Source organism: Duganella violaceipulchra, from assembly GCF_019166075.1.
Classification (GTDB): domain Bacteria; phylum Pseudomonadota; class Gammaproteobacteria; order Burkholderiales; family Burkholderiaceae_D; genus Rugamonas; species Rugamonas violaceipulchra.
Genome location: NZ_JAHTGR010000001.1, coordinates 382,413 through 398,579, shown reverse-complemented (window position 1 = coordinate 398,579; position 16,167 = coordinate 382,413). Strand labels below are relative to the sequence as shown.

Genomic DNA, 16,167 nt, shown 5'->3' with positions numbered 1-16,167 from the left:
AACGGACTCCCATATCAAAAGCAGGTCACACCATGGTTGCAACTTCCACAACGCCCGCATTGCCGAAAAAGACGGTCTCGCCGCGGCATGCCTTGTTGGAAGAGTTGATCGGCATCGCCACCAGGCATGCCAGCGACCAGTACCTGGACCTGGCCACCCGCCTGGCCGGCGCCTTGATCGACGCCACCGGCGGCGACCCGCGCACCATGCAGCAGCGCATCCGCGCCGGCAACCAGCTACGCAACCGCAACTTCGCCTTCCTGCACCTGGCTTCGAGCACACTGGAGAAGGCGCTGCGGCGCGAGATCGCCGAGCTGTCGCCCGCGCTCAAGGGCAAGGTGCGCGAGGCCGAGCAGCCGCTGTCGCTGGTGCCGTTCGAGGAGATGGACAACAAGGTCGCGCTCAGCGGCGTCAGCAAGCCGTTCGAGAGCCTGTATTCGGACCAGCTGCAAACGCTGAACGTGCGCCTGGCCTTCCTGCTGGATCGCGATATCCTGCGCGTCAGCCAGAATCCATTCCGGCCCGACGTGTTCCTGGTCGCCTTGCAGCAGGCCTGGACCGAATTCGATACCGAGGCCGATGCCGCGCCGCTGTTGCAGCCGCTGATCAAGCCGGGCATGTTCATCGAGCTGGGCCCGATGCTCGATGCCTTGAACCTGGCCTTGCAGAGCAAGGGTGTGCTGCCCGGTTCGGTGGACGGCCACAAGGGGCGCAAGGCGGACAAAGCCAAGGCCGCCGCGCCGTCGCGCGTGCGCGGCAACCAGGCGGCGCTGGCGCAGCAGTTGCGGCAGTTCTTTGCCTCCAGCGATGTGGAGGGCTCCGCTGCGGGAGCGATCGTCGACAACATCGCCGATGGCTTGATGCATGGTGTAGACCTGAGTATTCCCGATCTGCCGATGTCGGCGTTGAACTCGGGCGCTGCCTGGGTGCCGAATGCCGCTGCGCAGGGCGATGCTGGCGCGGGCCAGTCCGGTCCCAAGGTGGCCGCCGCTGGCGGCGTCATGGGTGCGCACGGCGCGGCGCCAGCCGCTGCACACGGCGTCATGGCGCTTGCCCAGGGCGTCCAGGGCGGCGTGCTGATGGCTCCGGGTTTTGCGGCCGGGCTTGCCGGCGCGCCGGCTGTCGCTGCGGGCGGCTTCGCTCCCGCCGGCGGCGTCTGGGTGCAAGGCGCCGCGCAAGGCTTGCTGCCGGATTCGATCAGCAACGAGGACGCGCAGCGCCTGTCGCAGATCGGCGCCAAGCAGCCGCTGCTGGCGTATCTGGCGCAGCTGCAAAAGGCCGTGCCGTATGAATCCATCGGCACGCTGGGTGCGGTGGCCGGTTATGCAACAGGACCGGTGCCGTCTTCCACGGCCGCGGTCGATGCCGCGCCGGCGGCGGGTGGCAACGTCTTCTACCTGCCGAACATCAAAGCCAGCATGCCGCAAGGGAGCCTGTCGCGCACCGACGAGAGCACCATCGATCTGCTGTCGGCGATCTTCGACACCGTTTTCCAGGACCAGAACATCTCGCAGGAAATCCGCGACCTGATTCGCTTCCTGCAAATCCCGGTGCTGAAAGCCGCGCTGGTCGACAAGAATTTCTTCTTCCAGGAAGCCCACCCTGCACGCCGCCTGATCGACCTGCTGTCGCGCATGGGCTGGGAGCAGCGCAAGGGGCCGGAAGACCCGCTGTTCCAGGCGATGCAGCGCAGTGTGGACCGCGTCGGCCGCGATTACGATCATGAGCTGTCGGTCTTCACCGAGGCGGTCAACGAACTGGAGGCATCGATCCAGGCCGAAGAGCGCGCCGCCGCCACCGCCATCGCCGAGCCCATCGCCGCCGCGCTGAAGCAGGAGCGGATGGCCGAATCGACCAAGCTGGCCAAGAACGCCGTGGCGCTGCGCATCGGCACCGGCGAAGTGATCGCCGTGGTGGAGGCCTTCCTCGAGCAGCGCTGGGTGTCGGTGCTGACCATCGCCTACAGCATCGAGGACGACAAGCCTGGCGCCGTCAACAACGCCACCAAGACCATGGACGACCTGATCTGGAGCGTGCGTCCCAAGCTCAACGCCGACGAGCGCAAGCAGCTGATCGCCAAGCTGCCGGTGCTGCTGACCACGCTGAACAAATGGCTGGACATCATCAAGTGGCAGGATGCCGATCGTCTGCAATTCTTTGCCGAGCTGGCCGAGTGCCACGCCTCCATCGTGCGCGCGCCGTTGGAGATGTCGCCCGAGCGTCAGCTGGAAATCTCGATGCAGGTGGCGCAGCAGGCGGCCGAGCGGCGCCTGGAGCTGCAAGCCAAAGCAGACGCGGCCGCCAAGGCGGAAGCCGAAGCGCGCGCCCAGCAGCAGCCTGATCCTGAAGAGGAAGACGCCGCCATCGAAGTCGACAGCCTGACGCGCGGCATGTGGCTGGAGTTCGAGCAGGAGGACGGCGGCAGCCGCAAGGTCAAGCTGGCGTGGATCAGTCCTTTGCGCACGCTGTACATTTTCTCGACGGCGGCGCGGCAGGAAGCGTTCTCGATGTCCGGCGAACAGCTGGCCAAGCGCTTCCTCGAACAGACCGTGCAAGTGGTGCGCAGCGAAGGCGTGGTCGCCGTCGCGCTCTCGCAAGCGCTGGCCCGCAGCGCCGACAACGACGCCTCCATCGACCCGCCAGCGTCGGCCTTCGGCTAGATCTTCTTGCATTCCGCGAGAGCGGGTGGGACGACAACCAGTTTCATTTCAGATTTTTGCGGACTTGAGCCAGGGCATCGGCGATTGGAATGACTTGCTCGCTGCCGTTCTCTATATCGGCAATGCGGTGTTGTATCTCAATCGCCCAGGCCCTGTCGATCTCGGCGTCTTCGTTCAGGCTGGCAAGCAGCAGCCGTACAAAGTCCATGCGCTCGCTCGGATCGAGTTTGAGCGCTTCGACTAGCAAAGTATTGAGGGCGGCATTCATGAAACGAATTGTACCGCCGTTTACTGCCGGTTTACTTCGAGTTCGTCAACGTCAGCAGCGCGCCGCCCATGCCGACGAAGATCACGCCAGTGGCGCGCTTGGCCAGGCGGGTGCGGGCGATGCTCTGCTTGACGCTGCGCTTCAGCCATGCTGCGCACGCCACGTAGAAGAAGTGCGACAACAGCGTGCAGCTGGTGAAGGTTGACGTCAGCAACAGGAAGCGCACCGGGTCCACGTGATCCGGCGGCATGAACTGCGGGAACACGGCGGTGAAGAACAAAATCGCCTTCGGATTGCTGACCGCCACCAGCAGGCCGGCGCGGAAGGTGCTCAGGCGGCTGGCCTCGGCCACGCTCGGCTCGGCAGCCACCGTGGCGGCGGTCTCCGCCGCTTCGGTGACCAGGCTGGCGTGGCGCCAGGCCTTGATGCCCAGGTAGATCAGGTAGGCCGCACCGGCCACTTTCAGCGCACCGAACGCCAGCGCCGAGGTCTTCAACAACAAGCCCAAACCCGCCACCGCCGTCGTCGCCACGATGAACACGCCCAGCGCATTGCCGGCGGAGCTGTAGAGCGCGCGCCGCGCGCCCATGGTGGTCGCGGTCGAAATCGCCATCAGCACGCCCGGTCCGGGGCTGAACGCCGCCGCCAGCGAAACCGATAGGAACAACAGCCAGGTCGATACAGTCATTGCTAAACTCCAGAAGTAAGTGTCAAGGGAGGCCGTTGCAGCCGTGGGTGCGGAAGCCGTCGCGCTCGCTCAGGCGGGCAAACCAGGCATCGACGGCCGCCAGCCCGGGCCGCACCATCGGCATCGCGCGCCAGCGGTTGGCCGACAGGCCGAGCACGATATCGGCCAACGTCAGCGCCTCGCCGCAGACGAAGGGCCCGGCCGTCGCCAGGTGCGCGTCGAGCATGCCCATCAGCCGGTTCCATTCCGCCATGCTGGCCACCAGCGCCGCCGCGTCGCCATGGTCGGGACTCTGCCGTATCATCGCCATGAAGGCATAGCGCCAGGCGTTGTTCAGTTCGGTGGCCTGCCAGTCCATCCATTTTTCCACCTGGGCGCGCGCCATCGGTTCGGCCGGCAGCAGATCGGTGCGGCCATGCTTGCCCGCCAGGTAACGGCAGATGGTGTTCGATTCCCACAAGTTCTGGCCGCCGTCGATGATGACCGGCACCATGCCGTTGGGATTCATGCGCAGGAACTCCGGCGTGCTGGTCGGCTGGAAGCCGCTGCCGTATTCCTCCAGGCGGTAATCGAGGCCGATTTCCGTGCACGTCCACAAGACCTTGCGGACGTTGATGGAGGAGGATTTGCCGAGGATGGTGAGCATGGCAACAGTATGCCACGCCCCGCCGGAGCGCGTCGGGCGCCACCCGATTTTGCTCCAAGTCTATTGTTGCACAGCAATTTTCGTTAAAATGCGCCCGCATGTGTTTTAATGACGCCGTGCAAAAACAACGACAGGGCGCTTTTAGATGATGATGTGGTGGCACGGTTTGAGTGTGACGGGGAGTCTGGCGGTAACCGGGCCGATAGGAATCGCGATCGCCGTCTGGCTGGTGGCGGGCAAATCGTGGCGGCTGACCGCCGCGTGGTGCGTGCTGTTCGGCATCGGCATGGCGTTGGTGGTGGCCACCAAGATGGCCTTTGTCGGCTGGGGGCTGGGCGTGGAATCGGTCGAGTTCGCCGGGTTCAGCGGCCATGCGATGCGCGCCGCCGCAGTGTTCCCGGTCGCCTTTTATCTGGCTTTCCGCTCGTCGCCGCCGCAATGGCGCGTACTGGGCACCTTGCTTGGCGTGCTACTGGCCGTGCTCATTTCCATTTCGCGCGTCTACGTGCAGGCCCATTCGGTGTCCGAGTCGGTGACCGGCTGCCTGCTCGGCCTGGTCGTGGCGGCGGTGTTCATCTGGTATGCCAGCACCGAGCACCACATAGCGCTGAGCCGGCTGCTGGTGGTGATGTGCATCCCCATCGTGCTGATCGCGCCGCGCGTCGAGCCGGTGCCGGCCGAAATGTGGATCACCAAGGCCGCGCTCTGGCTGTCCGGCCACGACCAACCTTATACCCGCGCCATTTGGCGCGAACCCAAAAGCCCGCTACGATAGACGCATGCCCGGTCCATGACGCGTTTTCGGCCAGATTTGAAGCGCAAAATGGTATTATTGTGAACTTTTCCAGCCCACACACCAGATAACAACGTGCGTCTATCTTCCATCAAATTGTCGGGATTTAAGTCTTTCGTTGATCCCACCAATTTCCAGGTGCCGGGTCAGTTGGTTGGCGTGGTGGGTCCCAACGGTTGCGGCAAGTCGAACATCATCGACGCCGTGCGCTGGGTGCTGGGCGAGTCCAAGGCTTCCGAGCTGCGCGGCGAGTCCATGCAGGACGTCATTTTCAACGGCTCGACCCACCGCAAGCCGGCCGGGCGCGCCTCGGTCGAGCTGGTGTTCGACAACAACGACGGCAAGGCTTCCGGCCAGTGGGGCCAGTACGCCGAGATCGCCGTCAAGCGCACGCTGACGCGCGACGGCACCTCGACCTACTACATCAACGGCCAGCCGGTGCGCCGGCGCGACATCCAGGACATCTTCCTCGGTACCGGCCTCGGCCCGCGCGCCTACGCCATCATCGGCCAGGGCATGATCAGCCGCATCATCGAATCGCGTCCGGAAGAGTTGCGCGTGTTCCTGGAGGAGGCGGCCGGCGTCTCGAAGTACAAGGAACGCCGCCGCGAGACCGAAAACCGCCTGCACGACACCCGCGAGAACCTGCTGCGGGTGGACGACATCCTGCGCGAGCTGAACTCGAACCTGGAAAAGCTGGAAGGCCAGGCCGCCGTCGCCACTAAATTCCACCAGCTGCAATCGGACCAGGAAGAAAAGCAAAAGCTGCTGTGGCTGCTGCGCAAGATCGAAGCCGAGAACGAGCAGAAGAAGTACTTCCGCGAGATGGAGCAGGCGCAGAACGACCTGGAAGAGCAGACCGCCAAGCTGCGCAACGTCGAGCTGTCGCTGGAGCAGATGCGCCAGGGCCACTTCGCCGCCGGCGACCGCCTGCACACGGCGCAGGGCAGCCTGTACCAGACCAACGCCGAAATCGGCAGCCTGGAAGCGCAGATCAAGTTCGTCATTGAATCGCGCAGCCGCCTGCAGGCGCAGCTGGCCGCGCTGACCGCGCAGCGCGACCAATGGCAGCAGCAGGCCACCGAATACGGCGGACAGATCGAGGAAGGCGAGTTCACGCTGGAAGAGCTGTCGGCCAAGGTCGAGCAGTCGCAGATGATGGCCGAGCAAAAGGCCGAGTCGCTGCCGATGCTGGAGCAGGTGTGGCGCGAGGCGCAGACCAAGAGCACCGAATCGCGCGCCCGCATCATGCAGGCGCAGCAGCAGCTGGAACTGGAATCGGCGCACCAGCGCAACGCCAACAATATCCTCAACGGCCTGGCCGTGCGGCGCGAGCGCCTGCAACAGGAAAAGAGCGGCCTCAATCTGCCGGACAGCGCGCATCTGAGCAACCTGCGCCTGCAGCTGGAAGAAAAGCAGCAGGCGCTGGAAGAGCAAGGCTACCTGCTGGACGAAGCGCTGGAACAGCAGCCCAAGCTGGACGAGGAACGCCAGGCCGCGCAGCACCAGGTCAACACCGAAACCGCCGCCAACGCCCAGCTGGAAGCGCGCCTGAACGCGCTGCGCCAGTTGCAGGAGCGCGTGCAGACGCAGGGCAAGGTCACGCCGTGGCTGCAAAAGCATGAGCTGGATACGTTGCCGCGCCTGTGGCAAAAACTGAACATCGAATCCGGCTGGGAGACCGCGCTGGAATCCGTGCTGCGCGAGCGCACCTCGGCCCTGCAGATGTCGAACATCGAATGGGCCAAGGCCTTCTTCAACGACGCGCCGCCGGCCAAGCTGGCGCTGTTCGCGCCGTCGCACGCGGTGCCGCCGGCGCCGGTGGAAGTGGCGGGCCTGAAGCCGTTCCTCAATCTGCTCAAGCTGAACGACCCCGGCCTGCGCGGCCTGTTGCAAGACTGGCTGCACAACGTCTACATCGCCGAGGACACGGCGGTAGCCTTCGCCGACCGCGCCAAGCTGCCGGCCGGCGCTTGCTTCATCACGCGCCAGGGTCATGCCGTCACGCAGGGCAGCGTGCGTTTCTACGCGGCCGATTCGGAGCAGGACGGCATGCTGGGCCGCCAGCAGGAGATCGACAACATCACCAAGCAGCTGCGCGCGCAGCAGATGCTGGCCGACGAAGCGCGCGCCCGTTCGGTACGCGCCGATGCCGCCGTCTCCGAACTGACGCGCCGCCTGACCGAGTACCGCGCCAAGCTGCAAAGCCTGCAGCAGTCGGTGCACACCTTGCAGCTGGACGTGGTCAAGCTGTCGGAGATCGAAGCGCGCTTCAACCAGCGCAGCAACCAGATCGAAACCGACCTGGCCGAAATCGCCGCGCAGGAAGAAGAACAGACCCAGGTCAAGATGGAGTCCGAGGAAAAGTTCGAGCAGCTCGACATGGAGCTCGGCAATCTGCAGGGCGACCACGAGGAAGGCCAGACCCTGTTCCTCGAAAAAGAGCAGCGCCTGTCCGACGCCCGCGAAGCCTTGCGCGAGCTGGAACGCGCCGCGCAGGAAGCGCAGTTCGCGGAGAAATCCCAGCGCAGCAAGATCGAAGAATTCCGCCGCTCGATCGCCACCGCGACCGCGCAGGTGGCGCAGGTCACGCAAAGCCTGGAAGCGGGGCAGGCCGAACTGGCCAACCTCGAATCCGGCCAGGCCAACGAAGGCTTGCAGGAGCTGCTGGACCGCCGCACCGGCCAGGAAAAAGCGCTGTCCGACGCCCGTCACGAACTCGATCAGATCACGCAGCAGCTGCGCATGTTCGAGGAAGGCCGCATGTCGACCGAACGCGCCCTGCAGCCGCAGCGCGACAAGATCATGGAGATGCAGCTGAAGGAACAGGCCGCGCGCCTGAACCAGGAGCAGTTCGCCGCGCAGCTGGCCGAAGTGCAGGCCGACGAAGCGGCGCTGGCCGAGAAGCTGCATCCCGACATGAAGGCCTCGTACCTGCAAGGTGAGGTGACCCGCCTGACCAATGCGATCTCGATGCTGGGCGCGGTCAACCTGGCCGCGCTGGACGAGCTGGCGACGGCCTCCGAACGCAAGAACTTCCTCGACGCGCAGAACGCCGACTTGAACGAGGCGATCAACACGCTGGAAGACGCGATCGCGCGCATCGACAAAGAGACACGCGATCTGCTGCAAGACACCTTCGACCGCGTCAACGGCCACTTCTCCGAACTGTTCCCGATCCTGTTCGGCGGCGGCCAGGCGAAGCTGATCATGACCGGCGACGAAATCCTCGATTCCGGCGTGCAGGTCATGGCCCAGCCGCCGGGTAAAAAGAACGCCACCATTCACCTGTTGTCCGGCGGTGAAAAAGCGCTGACCGCAACGGCGCTGGTGTTCTCGATGTTCCGACTTAATCCCGCGCCGTTCTGCCTGCTCGACGAGGTCGATGCACCGCTGGACGACGCCAATACCGAACGATTCTGCCGGATGGTCAAACGCATGTCTGACCACACCCAATTCCTCTTCATCTCGCACAACAAGATTGCGATGGAGATGGCCAATCAACTGATCGGTGTGACGATGCAAGAGCAGGGCGTATCGCGCATCGTGGCGGTGGATATGGAATCCGCCGCAAACTTCGCTTCCGAGGCACAAGTAGCATGACAGACCTACAAATGAGTTTGATCGGAATCGCCGGCGTATTCGTCGCCGGCGTTTTCACCTACAACAAGATCCAGGAATACAAGGCCAAGAAGAGCGTCGAACGCGCCTTCTCGACCGATCATGACGATGTGCTGATGCGCACCGGCGATGCGCCGCCGTCGTCCGCTGCGCGCCACGAGCCTAGCTTCTCGCTCGACAGCGCCGCTCCCGGCCTGGCGGGCGGCGAAGCCTCGGTCGCTGCCGCCGCATTGGGCGCGGTGGTTGCCGAATTCGAGACCGATCCGGCCGACGCCACCGCGCCGACCGCCGCGCCGCGCGTCAACGCCGTGACGCCAGCGGCCGAACAGGCCACCGCGCTGGTTGACCCGTTGATCGATTGCCTGCTGCCGCTGGCGCTGGAAGGACCGGCGCGCGGCGACAAGCTGCTGCCGGTGCTGCAAACGCTGCGCATGGTCGGCAACAAGCCGGTGCACTACATCGGCCTGGCCGTCAGCGGCGATTGGGAACCCATCGTCCACGGCGGCGTCTACACCAAGCTGCAAGGCGGCGTGCAGCTGGCCAGCCGCAGCACCGCGCTGAACGAACTGGAATACTCGGAACTGGTCACGCGCCTGCGCGCGATGGCCGACGAAATCGGCGCCGAGCCGGAGATCCCGGACATGATCGAAGTGATGGCCGAGGCGCGCAACCTGCACCGCTTCGTCGCCGGCCATGACGCGCAACTGGGTGTTAACCTGCAAACCAACGGCGCGCCGTGGGCCATCTCCACGCTGCTGGGCGCACTGGAAAAGCAGGGCTTCGACGTGCGTCCCGACGGCCGCTACGTGATGCCGGACGGCGAGGGCGGTCATCTGTTCTCGTTGTCGACCAACGTCACGCTGGCCGAGGAAACCACGCCGCGCCTGACGCTGCTGCTGGACGTGCCATGCGTTACGCCGGCCCGCGACGGCTTCGGTGCGATGGTGGCGTGCGCCAAATCGCTGGTGGGCCGCCTGGACGCGACCATCGTCGACGACTACAACCAGCCGTTGTCGGACGCCGCGCTGGCGGAGATCGCCGGCCAGGTACAGGATTTCTACGCCGAGATGAACGACGCCGATATTCCGGCCGGTTCGACCCGCGCGTTGCGTTTGTTTAGCTAGGAAGTAGCATGACCGAAGTGGATTACAAAGCGCGCATCGAGTCGTTGAGCGCGGAGCTCAACAAGCACCTGCACGCCTATCACGTGGAAGACGCGCCCACCATCCCGGACGCGGAGTACGACAAGCTGTTCATCGAGCTGCAAAAGCTGGAAGAAGCACACCCGCAATTCGCGCTGCCCGATTCGCCCACCAAGCGCGTGGGCGCCGCGCCGCTGCCGCAGTTCGACCAGGTCACCCATACGGTGCCGATGCTGTCGCTGAATAACGGCTTCACTGAAGAGGATATCGAGAATTTTGTCCGGCGCGTGAACGAGGGTTTGGATGCAAACGACCACGTTGAATTCGCTGCCGAAGTCAAATACGATGGCCTGGCCATCAACCTGCGCTACTTCGACGGCCTGCTGGTGCAAGCTGCCACGCGCGGCGACGGCTACACCGGCGAGGACGTCACCACCAATATTCGCACCATCCGCTCGATTCCGCTGCGCCTGAACACCCCGACGCCGCCCGCCATCCTCGATGTGCGCGGCGAAGTGTTGATGTTCAAGAGCGATTTCGAAGCGATGAATGCGCGCCAGCGCGACGCCGGCCTGAAGGAATTCGTCAATCCGCGCAACGCGGCGGCGGGCAGCCTGCGCCAGCTCGATTCGCGCATCACCGCATCGCGCAAGCTGAGTTTCTTCGCCTACGGCGTCGGCGCGCTGGAAGGCGTCGAAATGCCGCTGTCGCACTCCGCGCTGCTGGACTGGTATCGGACCATGGGCCTGCCGGTGGCGAAGGAAGCCGCCGTGGTGCGCGGCTACGACGGCCTGATGGCCTACTACAAACAGATCGGCGAAGCGCGTCCGACCATGCCATACGAAATCGACGGCGTGGTCTACAAAGCCAACCTGCTGCAAGACCAGCGCACGCTGGGCTTCGTCTCGCGCGCGCCGCGTTTCGCGCTGGCGCACAAGTTCCCCGCAGAAGAAGCGCTGACCACCGTGCTGGCGATTGAAGTGCAGGTCGGCCGCACCGGCGCCATCACGCCGGTGGCGCGGCTGGCGTCCGTGTTCGTCGGTGGCGTCAACGTCACCAACGCCACGCTGCACAACGAAGACGAAGTGCGCCGCAAGGACGTGCGCATCGGCGACACGGTGATCGTGCGCCGCGCCGGCGACGTGATTCCCGAAGTATTGTCGGTGGTGCTGGAACGCCGCCTGTCTCCGGAACCGGAAGCCTATGTGCTGCCGAAGACCTGCCCGGTCTGCGGTTCGCACGTGGTGCGTGAAGAAGGCGAGGCGATTGCCCGCTGCTCCGGCGGTTTATTCTGCTCGGCCCAGCGCAAGGAAGCGATCCGCCACTTCGCCGGCCGCCGCATGATGGATATCGAAGGCCTGGGCGACCGCTACATCGACAACCTGGTCGAACACGGCCAGGTACAGCGCGTGGCCGATCTGTACGCGCTGAAGCTGGAAGACCTGCTGGAAATGAAGCGCCTGGCCGACGAGCGAGAAGGCACTACGCCGGAGACTGTCGCCCAGGGCAAGATCGCCACCAAGTGGGCGGACAATCTGCTGGAAGCCATCGCCGCCAGCAAGAACCCGCCGCTCGAGCGCATGCTGTTCGCGCTCGGCATCCGCCACGTCGGCGAATCGACCGCCAAGACGCTGGCTGAATGGCTGGGGCGTTTCGACCTGGTGCGCCGCGTGCCTGCCGCGCTGCTGCGCGTGCTGCCCGATATCGGCGGCACGGTCGCCGAGTCGATCGCCGACTTCTTCGCCGAGCCGAAGAACCAGGAAGCCATCGACGCCTTGCTGGCCGCCGGCGTCGCGCCGACCGGCGAGCACCCGCCGAGCGCCAAGCTGCGCGAGAAGCTCGACACCGTCAAGCTGATGGCCGCGCTGGGCATTCCCAAGTTGACGGAACCACGCAGCAAACAGCTGGTCGAACAGGAAGTGACGCTGGAAGTGCTGGCACACCTGCCGGTGTTCACCGTGTTCGGCCTGCCGGCCGGCGTGGTGGAAGCGCTGGAAACGTGGATGGCGGAACCGGGCCATCGCGAACAGCTGCTGGCGCTGCACCGGCTGCGCGAGGACCTGCTGGCGCAACTGCCGGAGCAGGCAGCCGAAGGCCCGCTGACCGGCAAGACCTTTGTCTTGACGGGCACTCTGCCCAACTTGAGCCGCGACCAGGCCGCCGCCATGATCGAGGCGCAGGGCGGCAAGGTCTCCGGTTCGGTATCCAAGAAGACGCATTACCTGGTAGCAGGGGCCGATGCCGGCAGCAAGCTGGCCAAGGCCCAGGAGCTTGAAGTGCCCATACTGGACGAGGCGGGCCTGCTGGCACTGCTGGAAGCCAGATAAAATAAGAAGAAAGATCATGTCCAAAATCAGAAAAGCAGTATTCCCGGTGGCCGGCCTTGGCAGCCGTTTCCTGCCCGCGACCAAGGCGCAGCCGAAGGAAATGCTGCCCATCGTCGACAAGCCGTTGATCCAGTACGCCGTGGAGGAGGCGGTCGCCGCCGGCATCACGGAAATGGTGTTCATCACCGGCCGTAACAAGCGCGCCATCGAAGACCACTTCGACAAAGCCTACGAGCTGGAAGCGGAACTGGAAGCGGCCGACAAGAAGGCCTTGCTGCAGCTGGTGCAGAACGTCATTCCGAAGAACGTCAACTGCATCTACATCCGCCAGTCCGAGCCGCTGGGCCTGGGCCACGCGGTGCTGTGCGCGCGCCCGGTGATCGGCGACGAGCCGTTCGCCGTGCTGCTGGCGGACGACTTCATGGACACCGCCGACGGCGTCAAGCCGGTGCTGGCGCAGATGACCGAGCTTTATGCCTATGAGCGTTGCAGCATCCTGGCGGTGCAGGAAGTGGCGCGCGAAGCCACGCGCCAATACGGCATCGTCAGCGCCTCGGCCTACCTGCCGAAGCTGGAGCTGGTGCACGGCATCGTCGAGAAACCATCGCCGGATGTGGCGCCGTCCACGCTGGCGGTGGTGGGCCGCTACGTGCTGTCGGGCCGGATCTTCCAGTACCTGGAAAACCTCGGCACCGGCACCGGCGGCGAGATCCAGCTGACCGACGGCATCGCCGCGCTGATGAAGGATGAACGCGTGCTGGCCTACCGCTACGACGGCCAGCGCTACGACTGCGGCTCCAAGCTGGGCTATCTGAAGGCGATGACGGCGATGGGCCTCAAGCATCCGGAGACCGGCGCCGAGTATTGCCAGTTCCTGCGCGATATGCAGTGCGAAATCAACGGAGGTGGCAAATGACGGTGCGTGAAATCCTGAAGATGGGCGATCCGCGCCTGCTGCGCGTGGCCGAGCCGGTGACCGAGTTCGATACCCCGGCCATGCGCGAGCTGATCGCCGACATGTTCGACACCATGCACGCCGCCAATGGCGCGGGCCTGGCGGCGCCGCAGATCGGCGTCAACCTGCAGCTGGTGATCTTCGGCTTCAAGCAGAACGCCCGCTATCCCGATGCGCCGCAAGTGCCGGAAACGGTATTGATCAATCCCGTCCTCACGCCGCTGTCGGACGAGATGGAAGAGGGCTTCGAAGGCTGCCTGTCGGTGCCTGGCCTGCGCGGCAGCGTGCCGCGCTACACCAGCCTGCGCTACGAAGGCGTGGACCAGCTCCAGCAGCCTATCCTGCGCGACGTCGACGGCTTCCACGCGCGCGTGGTGCAGCACGAAGTGGATCATCTGCTCGGCGTGTTGTACCCGATGCGCATCAAGGACTTTTCCCAGTTCGGCTTCACCGATGTGATGTTCCCTGACCTCGATCCCAACGACGACGATTGAGGCGGCCAGGCGATGAGTGAAGGTCCGGTGCGCAAGCATGCGCAAAAGGTCGTCCGTCCACGCGTGGGCAATGAGCGCGGCGTGTTCCAGATGGGGACTTCGCAGATCAAGCGGATAGGCCTGGGACGCCGGTATTGGGGCGACATCTATCACTGGATGCTGACCCTGAGCTGGCCGCGCTTTTTCCTGCTGGTTGGCGGCTTGTACATGTTCACCAACCTGGCGTTCGCGCTGGCGTTCTTCCTGGTGCCAGGTTCGGTCGCCAATGCGCGGCCGGATTCCTTCCTCGACACCTTCTTCTTCTCGATTGAAACGCTGGCCACCGTCGGCTACGGCTACATGAATCCCGGTTCGACTTATGGCCACGTGGTCGCCTCGACCGAGATCCTGCTCGGCATGGTGGAAGTGGCGACGGTGACGGGCCTGCTGTTCGCGCGCTTCTCGCGACCAACCTCGCGCATCATGTTTTCCGACGTCGCCGTGATCACGCCGTTCAACGGCGTGCCGACGCTGATGCTCAGGACCGGTAATGAACGCGGCAACCTGATATTGGAAGCCTCGGTGCGGGCCACGCTGATTCGCCGCGAGATGACGCTGGAAGGGCAGATCTTCACCCGCTTCTACGATTTGCAGCTGGAGCGCGAGCGCTCCGGCGTGTTCGCGCTGACGTGGACGATACTGCACAAGATCGACGAATCGAGTCCGTTCTGGGGCAAGTCGCAGGAAGACCTGCACAACGAAGGCGCCACGCTGTCGGTGGCCGTTTCCGGCACCGACGACACCCTCAACGATTTCGTCCACGCGCGCCAGACCTACGCGGCGGAGCACATCTACTTCAACCACCACTTCGCCGACATCATGTCGGACAAGCAGGACGGCAATGTGCGGATACTGGACTACAGCAAATTCCACGATATCTACCCGGACGGCACCGAAGGCGGCAACATGCCTGGCGCCGCGCTGGCGCATCCCGGCTGATGCGGACGGGCGCTATTCGGCGCCCAGCAGGTCGCGCGCGTTCAGCAGCGCGTAGACGATATCGGGATGTTTGTTGAAGCAGCGGCGCACGGCGGCCGGCACGTTCTCGCGGGTCTTGCGGCACAGGCCCGGCTGCTCCGCCAGGCGTATCTGCAGGCCCATCACGGTCCGCACGCCGTTCGCGCTGGGGGTGATGGTCAGGCGGATGCCCAGCTGCTCCAGCATGCGCCGCTCGATGCGCCCCAGCTCCTCGAAGCTGGCGATGTTCTCGATCTTTTCGATCAGCGCCTTTTCCTGCTCGCGGGTGAGGCGCAGGATGCGGATGTCGATGGCGTCGGGCGTGCTGTCCCATTGTTCCAGCAGCTCGTCGCGGCGGCACTCGCAGGCGCCGGGTGGGCATTCTTTTCGAATCTGGAAGGGCAGTGCTTGAGGCATGATGGAGCGGCTCGGCGGCATGGACGAAGCTAAATTCTACTCCGAACCCCCACGTCGTGCGGCACCAAATTATTATTGTATATATAATATTTTTTTTAAATTCAAACTGACGCCTCATGAAGAATATGTACTCGATGCTGCCTCTGTTCGCCGCGCTGTGGGTGACGCTGCCCGCCGTCGCCGGCCCGGAAACGCTGGAGCGCTGCCCGCCGACGGTCAAGCCATGGCTGCCCCCTGGCGCCAGCCAGAACGCCTGTTCGCAATACGCGTCCAATGCCGGCGTCGGCGCCATCAATTACGGTGGCTCGTACAAGATGGCGGCGTTCAGCAAGGACGGTAAGCTGGCCGGCCTTCGCAATCCCGATCTGGGCCGCGAAGATCCGACGCCCAAAGATACCTACGACCCCGCCGCATGGGAGCAGTCCGGCAGTAGTGGTCCGGTTGGCGAGTTGTGGTGGGGCCGGCGCGACAATATGCACTTGTTTGTCGGCCAGGAGTCGAAGGTGCGCCTGACTGTGGAGGCCAGCCGCGGGCCTATGCCTGGCCCGGCGGAACGGCAGGCGCGCATGCTGGCGATAGTGGCTCAGGCCCAGGCGATGGCGGCCAACAAGCCGGTTCCGCAATCGGCCTATGACAATCTGCTGTTCATACACCGCAGTATGGAGTACCGCCAGATCGGCGGTACCGACGCGACGTTCCGTGGCGGTTTGGGTGGCGATGGCTTTATCCCGCCCGGGAAAATATCGGACGCAAAACTCAAACTGGAAAACCTGCCTGCCTACAAGGGCGTGCTCAGTTTCGAGATGAAGGTGGACGGGGTTGCGCGCCGCTTCAGTTTTCCTGTGATGCTGGATCAGCCCACCGACCATCTGATCGCCGCCGCCGTCAACGGCGACAGCTACACCCGGTGCGAAAAGCGCCAGAGCCGCGGGAAGAACGAATCGCCGGCCTGTCCGCTGAATAACGAGAACTTCCCGGAGCGCTACGACGCAGAGGGTGCGTTTTTCGGCGACCACGCTTCGCTGGCGGCGGTGAAGGTCTACATGACGGTCAATTCGCTGGCGCGCAATCGCCATGAGGATATCGCCACTGCCGTGATTATCCTGCGCGCCGAGGCGTCACCGCCGGTCGCCGGCCGTTGAGGCTGTTGTGCATTAGCG

At 64.4% G+C, this 16,167-nt stretch carries 13 protein-coding genes; 9 read left to right on the top strand and 4 right to left on the bottom strand.

Features of this window, described 5'->3' with window-relative positions; all coding sequences use genetic code 11:
- The first annotated feature begins 32 nt into the window (after positions 1-32).
- Positions 33-2,660 carry a DUF1631 family protein gene (locus KVP70_RS01620; RefSeq protein ID WP_217940261.1) on the top strand — a complete coding sequence of 876 codons (2,628 nt, stop codon included), beginning with the start codon at positions 33-35 and terminating at the stop codon, positions 2,658-2,660.
- Positions 2,661-2,703: 43 nt separating this feature from the next.
- Here KVP70_RS01620 and KVP70_RS01615 read toward each other — a convergent pair whose 3' ends face one another.
- The 3 genes from KVP70_RS01615 to KVP70_RS01605 are packed head-to-tail and all read right to left on the bottom strand — an operon-like array spanning position 2,704 to position 4,262.
- Entirely contained in the window at positions 2,704-2,928 is a 225-nt protein-coding gene (locus tag KVP70_RS01615; protein ID WP_217940260.1) for an addiction module protein, read from the bottom strand.
- A gap of 31 nt (positions 2,929-2,959) precedes the next feature.
- Complete coding sequence (locus KVP70_RS01610) at positions 2,960-3,616, bottom strand: LysE family translocator (RefSeq protein ID WP_217940259.1); 657 nt, start codon at positions 3,614-3,616, stop codon at positions 2,960-2,962.
- Positions 3,617-3,638: 22 nt separating this feature from the next.
- The gene (locus KVP70_RS01605) at positions 3,639-4,262 is read right to left on the bottom strand and encodes a glutathione S-transferase family protein (protein ID WP_217940258.1); all 624 of its coding nucleotides are present in this window, start codon (positions 4,260-4,262) and stop codon (positions 3,639-3,641) included.
- 145 nt (positions 4,263-4,407) lie between these two features.
- Here KVP70_RS01605 and KVP70_RS01600 point away from each other — a divergent pair, with 145 nt between their 5' ends.
- From KVP70_RS01600 to KVP70_RS01570, 7 genes are all read left to right on the top strand, one after another.
- Positions 4,408-5,037 (top strand): phosphatase PAP2 family protein, encoded by a 630-nt coding sequence (locus tag KVP70_RS01600; RefSeq protein WP_217940257.1) that lies wholly within the window; start codon positions 4,408-4,410, stop codon positions 5,035-5,037.
- A 93-nt stretch (positions 5,038-5,130) separates the two neighbouring features.
- A complete protein-coding gene (gene smc, locus KVP70_RS01595) occupies positions 5,131-8,658 on the top strand; it encodes a chromosome segregation protein SMC (protein ID WP_217940256.1) in 3,528 nt (1,175 codons plus the stop codon).
- The gene (locus KVP70_RS01590; RefSeq protein WP_217940255.1) at positions 8,655-9,800 is read left to right on the top strand and encodes a cell division protein ZipA C-terminal FtsZ-binding domain-containing protein; all 1,146 of its coding nucleotides are present in this window, start codon (positions 8,655-8,657) and stop codon (positions 9,798-9,800) included. Before smc ends, KVP70_RS01590 begins: the two co-directional genes overlap by 4 nt.
- Positions 9,801-9,808: 8 nt before the next feature.
- Entirely contained in the window at positions 9,809-12,145 is a 2,337-nt protein-coding gene (ligA, locus tag KVP70_RS01585; protein WP_217940254.1) for an NAD-dependent DNA ligase LigA, read from the top strand.
- 16 nt (positions 12,146-12,161) lie between these two features.
- On the top strand, positions 12,162-13,061 hold the full coding sequence (gene galU / locus KVP70_RS01580) for a UTP--glucose-1-phosphate uridylyltransferase GalU (RefSeq protein ID WP_217940253.1): 900 nt from the start codon (positions 12,162-12,164) through the stop codon (positions 13,059-13,061).
- Entirely contained in the window at positions 13,058-13,594 is a 537-nt protein-coding gene (def, locus tag KVP70_RS01575; RefSeq protein ID WP_217940252.1) for a peptide deformylase, read from the top strand. The genes galU and def overlap by 4 nt, the downstream gene beginning before the upstream one ends.
- Positions 13,595-13,606: 12 nt before the next feature.
- Positions 13,607-14,572, top strand: a complete 966-nt coding sequence (locus KVP70_RS01570) for an ion channel (protein WP_217940251.1) — start codon at positions 13,607-13,609, stop codon at positions 14,570-14,572.
- A gap of 12 nt (positions 14,573-14,584) precedes the next feature.
- Here KVP70_RS01570 and KVP70_RS01565 read toward each other — a convergent pair whose 3' ends face one another.
- On the bottom strand, positions 14,585-15,007 hold the full coding sequence (locus KVP70_RS01565) for a hypothetical protein (RefSeq protein ID WP_217940250.1): 423 nt from the start codon (positions 15,005-15,007) through the stop codon (positions 14,585-14,587).
- A 116-nt stretch (positions 15,008-15,123) separates the two neighbouring features.
- Between KVP70_RS01565 and KVP70_RS01560 the strand changes: the two genes are divergently transcribed.
- A complete protein-coding gene (locus KVP70_RS01560; RefSeq protein ID WP_217940249.1) occupies positions 15,124-16,149 on the top strand; it encodes a hypothetical protein in 1,026 nt (341 codons plus the stop codon).
- The last annotated feature ends 18 nt before the right edge of the window (positions 16,150-16,167 follow it).

Coding starts and splice junctions, on each gene's coding strand:
- KVP70_RS01620 (WP_217940261.1), top strand. CDS start 33: ATGGTTGCAACTTCCACAACGCCCGCATTGCCGAAAAAGACGGTCTCG.
- KVP70_RS01615 (WP_217940260.1), bottom strand. CDS start 2,928: ATGAATGCCGCCCTCAATACTTTGCTAGTCGAAGCGCTCAAACTCGAT.
- KVP70_RS01610 (WP_217940259.1), bottom strand. CDS start 3,616: ATGACTGTATCGACCTGGCTGTTGTTCCTATCGGTTTCGCTGGCGGCG.
- KVP70_RS01605 (WP_217940258.1), bottom strand. CDS start 4,262: ATGCTCACCATCCTCGGCAAATCCTCCTCCATCAACGTCCGCAAGGTC.
- KVP70_RS01600 (WP_217940257.1), top strand. CDS start 4,408: ATGATGATGTGGTGGCACGGTTTGAGTGTGACGGGGAGTCTGGCGGTA.
- KVP70_RS01590 (WP_217940255.1), top strand. CDS start 8,655: ATGACAGACCTACAAATGAGTTTGATCGGAATCGCCGGCGTATTCGTC.
- ligA (WP_217940254.1), top strand. CDS start 9,809: ATGACCGAAGTGGATTACAAAGCGCGCATCGAGTCGTTGAGCGCGGAG.
- galU (WP_217940253.1), top strand. CDS start 12,162: ATGTCCAAAATCAGAAAAGCAGTATTCCCGGTGGCCGGCCTTGGCAGC.
- def (WP_217940252.1), top strand. CDS start 13,058: ATGACGGTGCGTGAAATCCTGAAGATGGGCGATCCGCGCCTGCTGCGC.
- KVP70_RS01570 (WP_217940251.1), top strand. CDS start 13,607: ATGAGTGAAGGTCCGGTGCGCAAGCATGCGCAAAAGGTCGTCCGTCCA.
- KVP70_RS01565 (WP_217940250.1), bottom strand. CDS start 15,007: ATGCCTCAAGCACTGCCCTTCCAGATTCGAAAAGAATGCCCACCCGGC.
- KVP70_RS01560 (WP_217940249.1), top strand. CDS start 15,124: ATGAAGAATATGTACTCGATGCTGCCTCTGTTCGCCGCGCTGTGGGTG.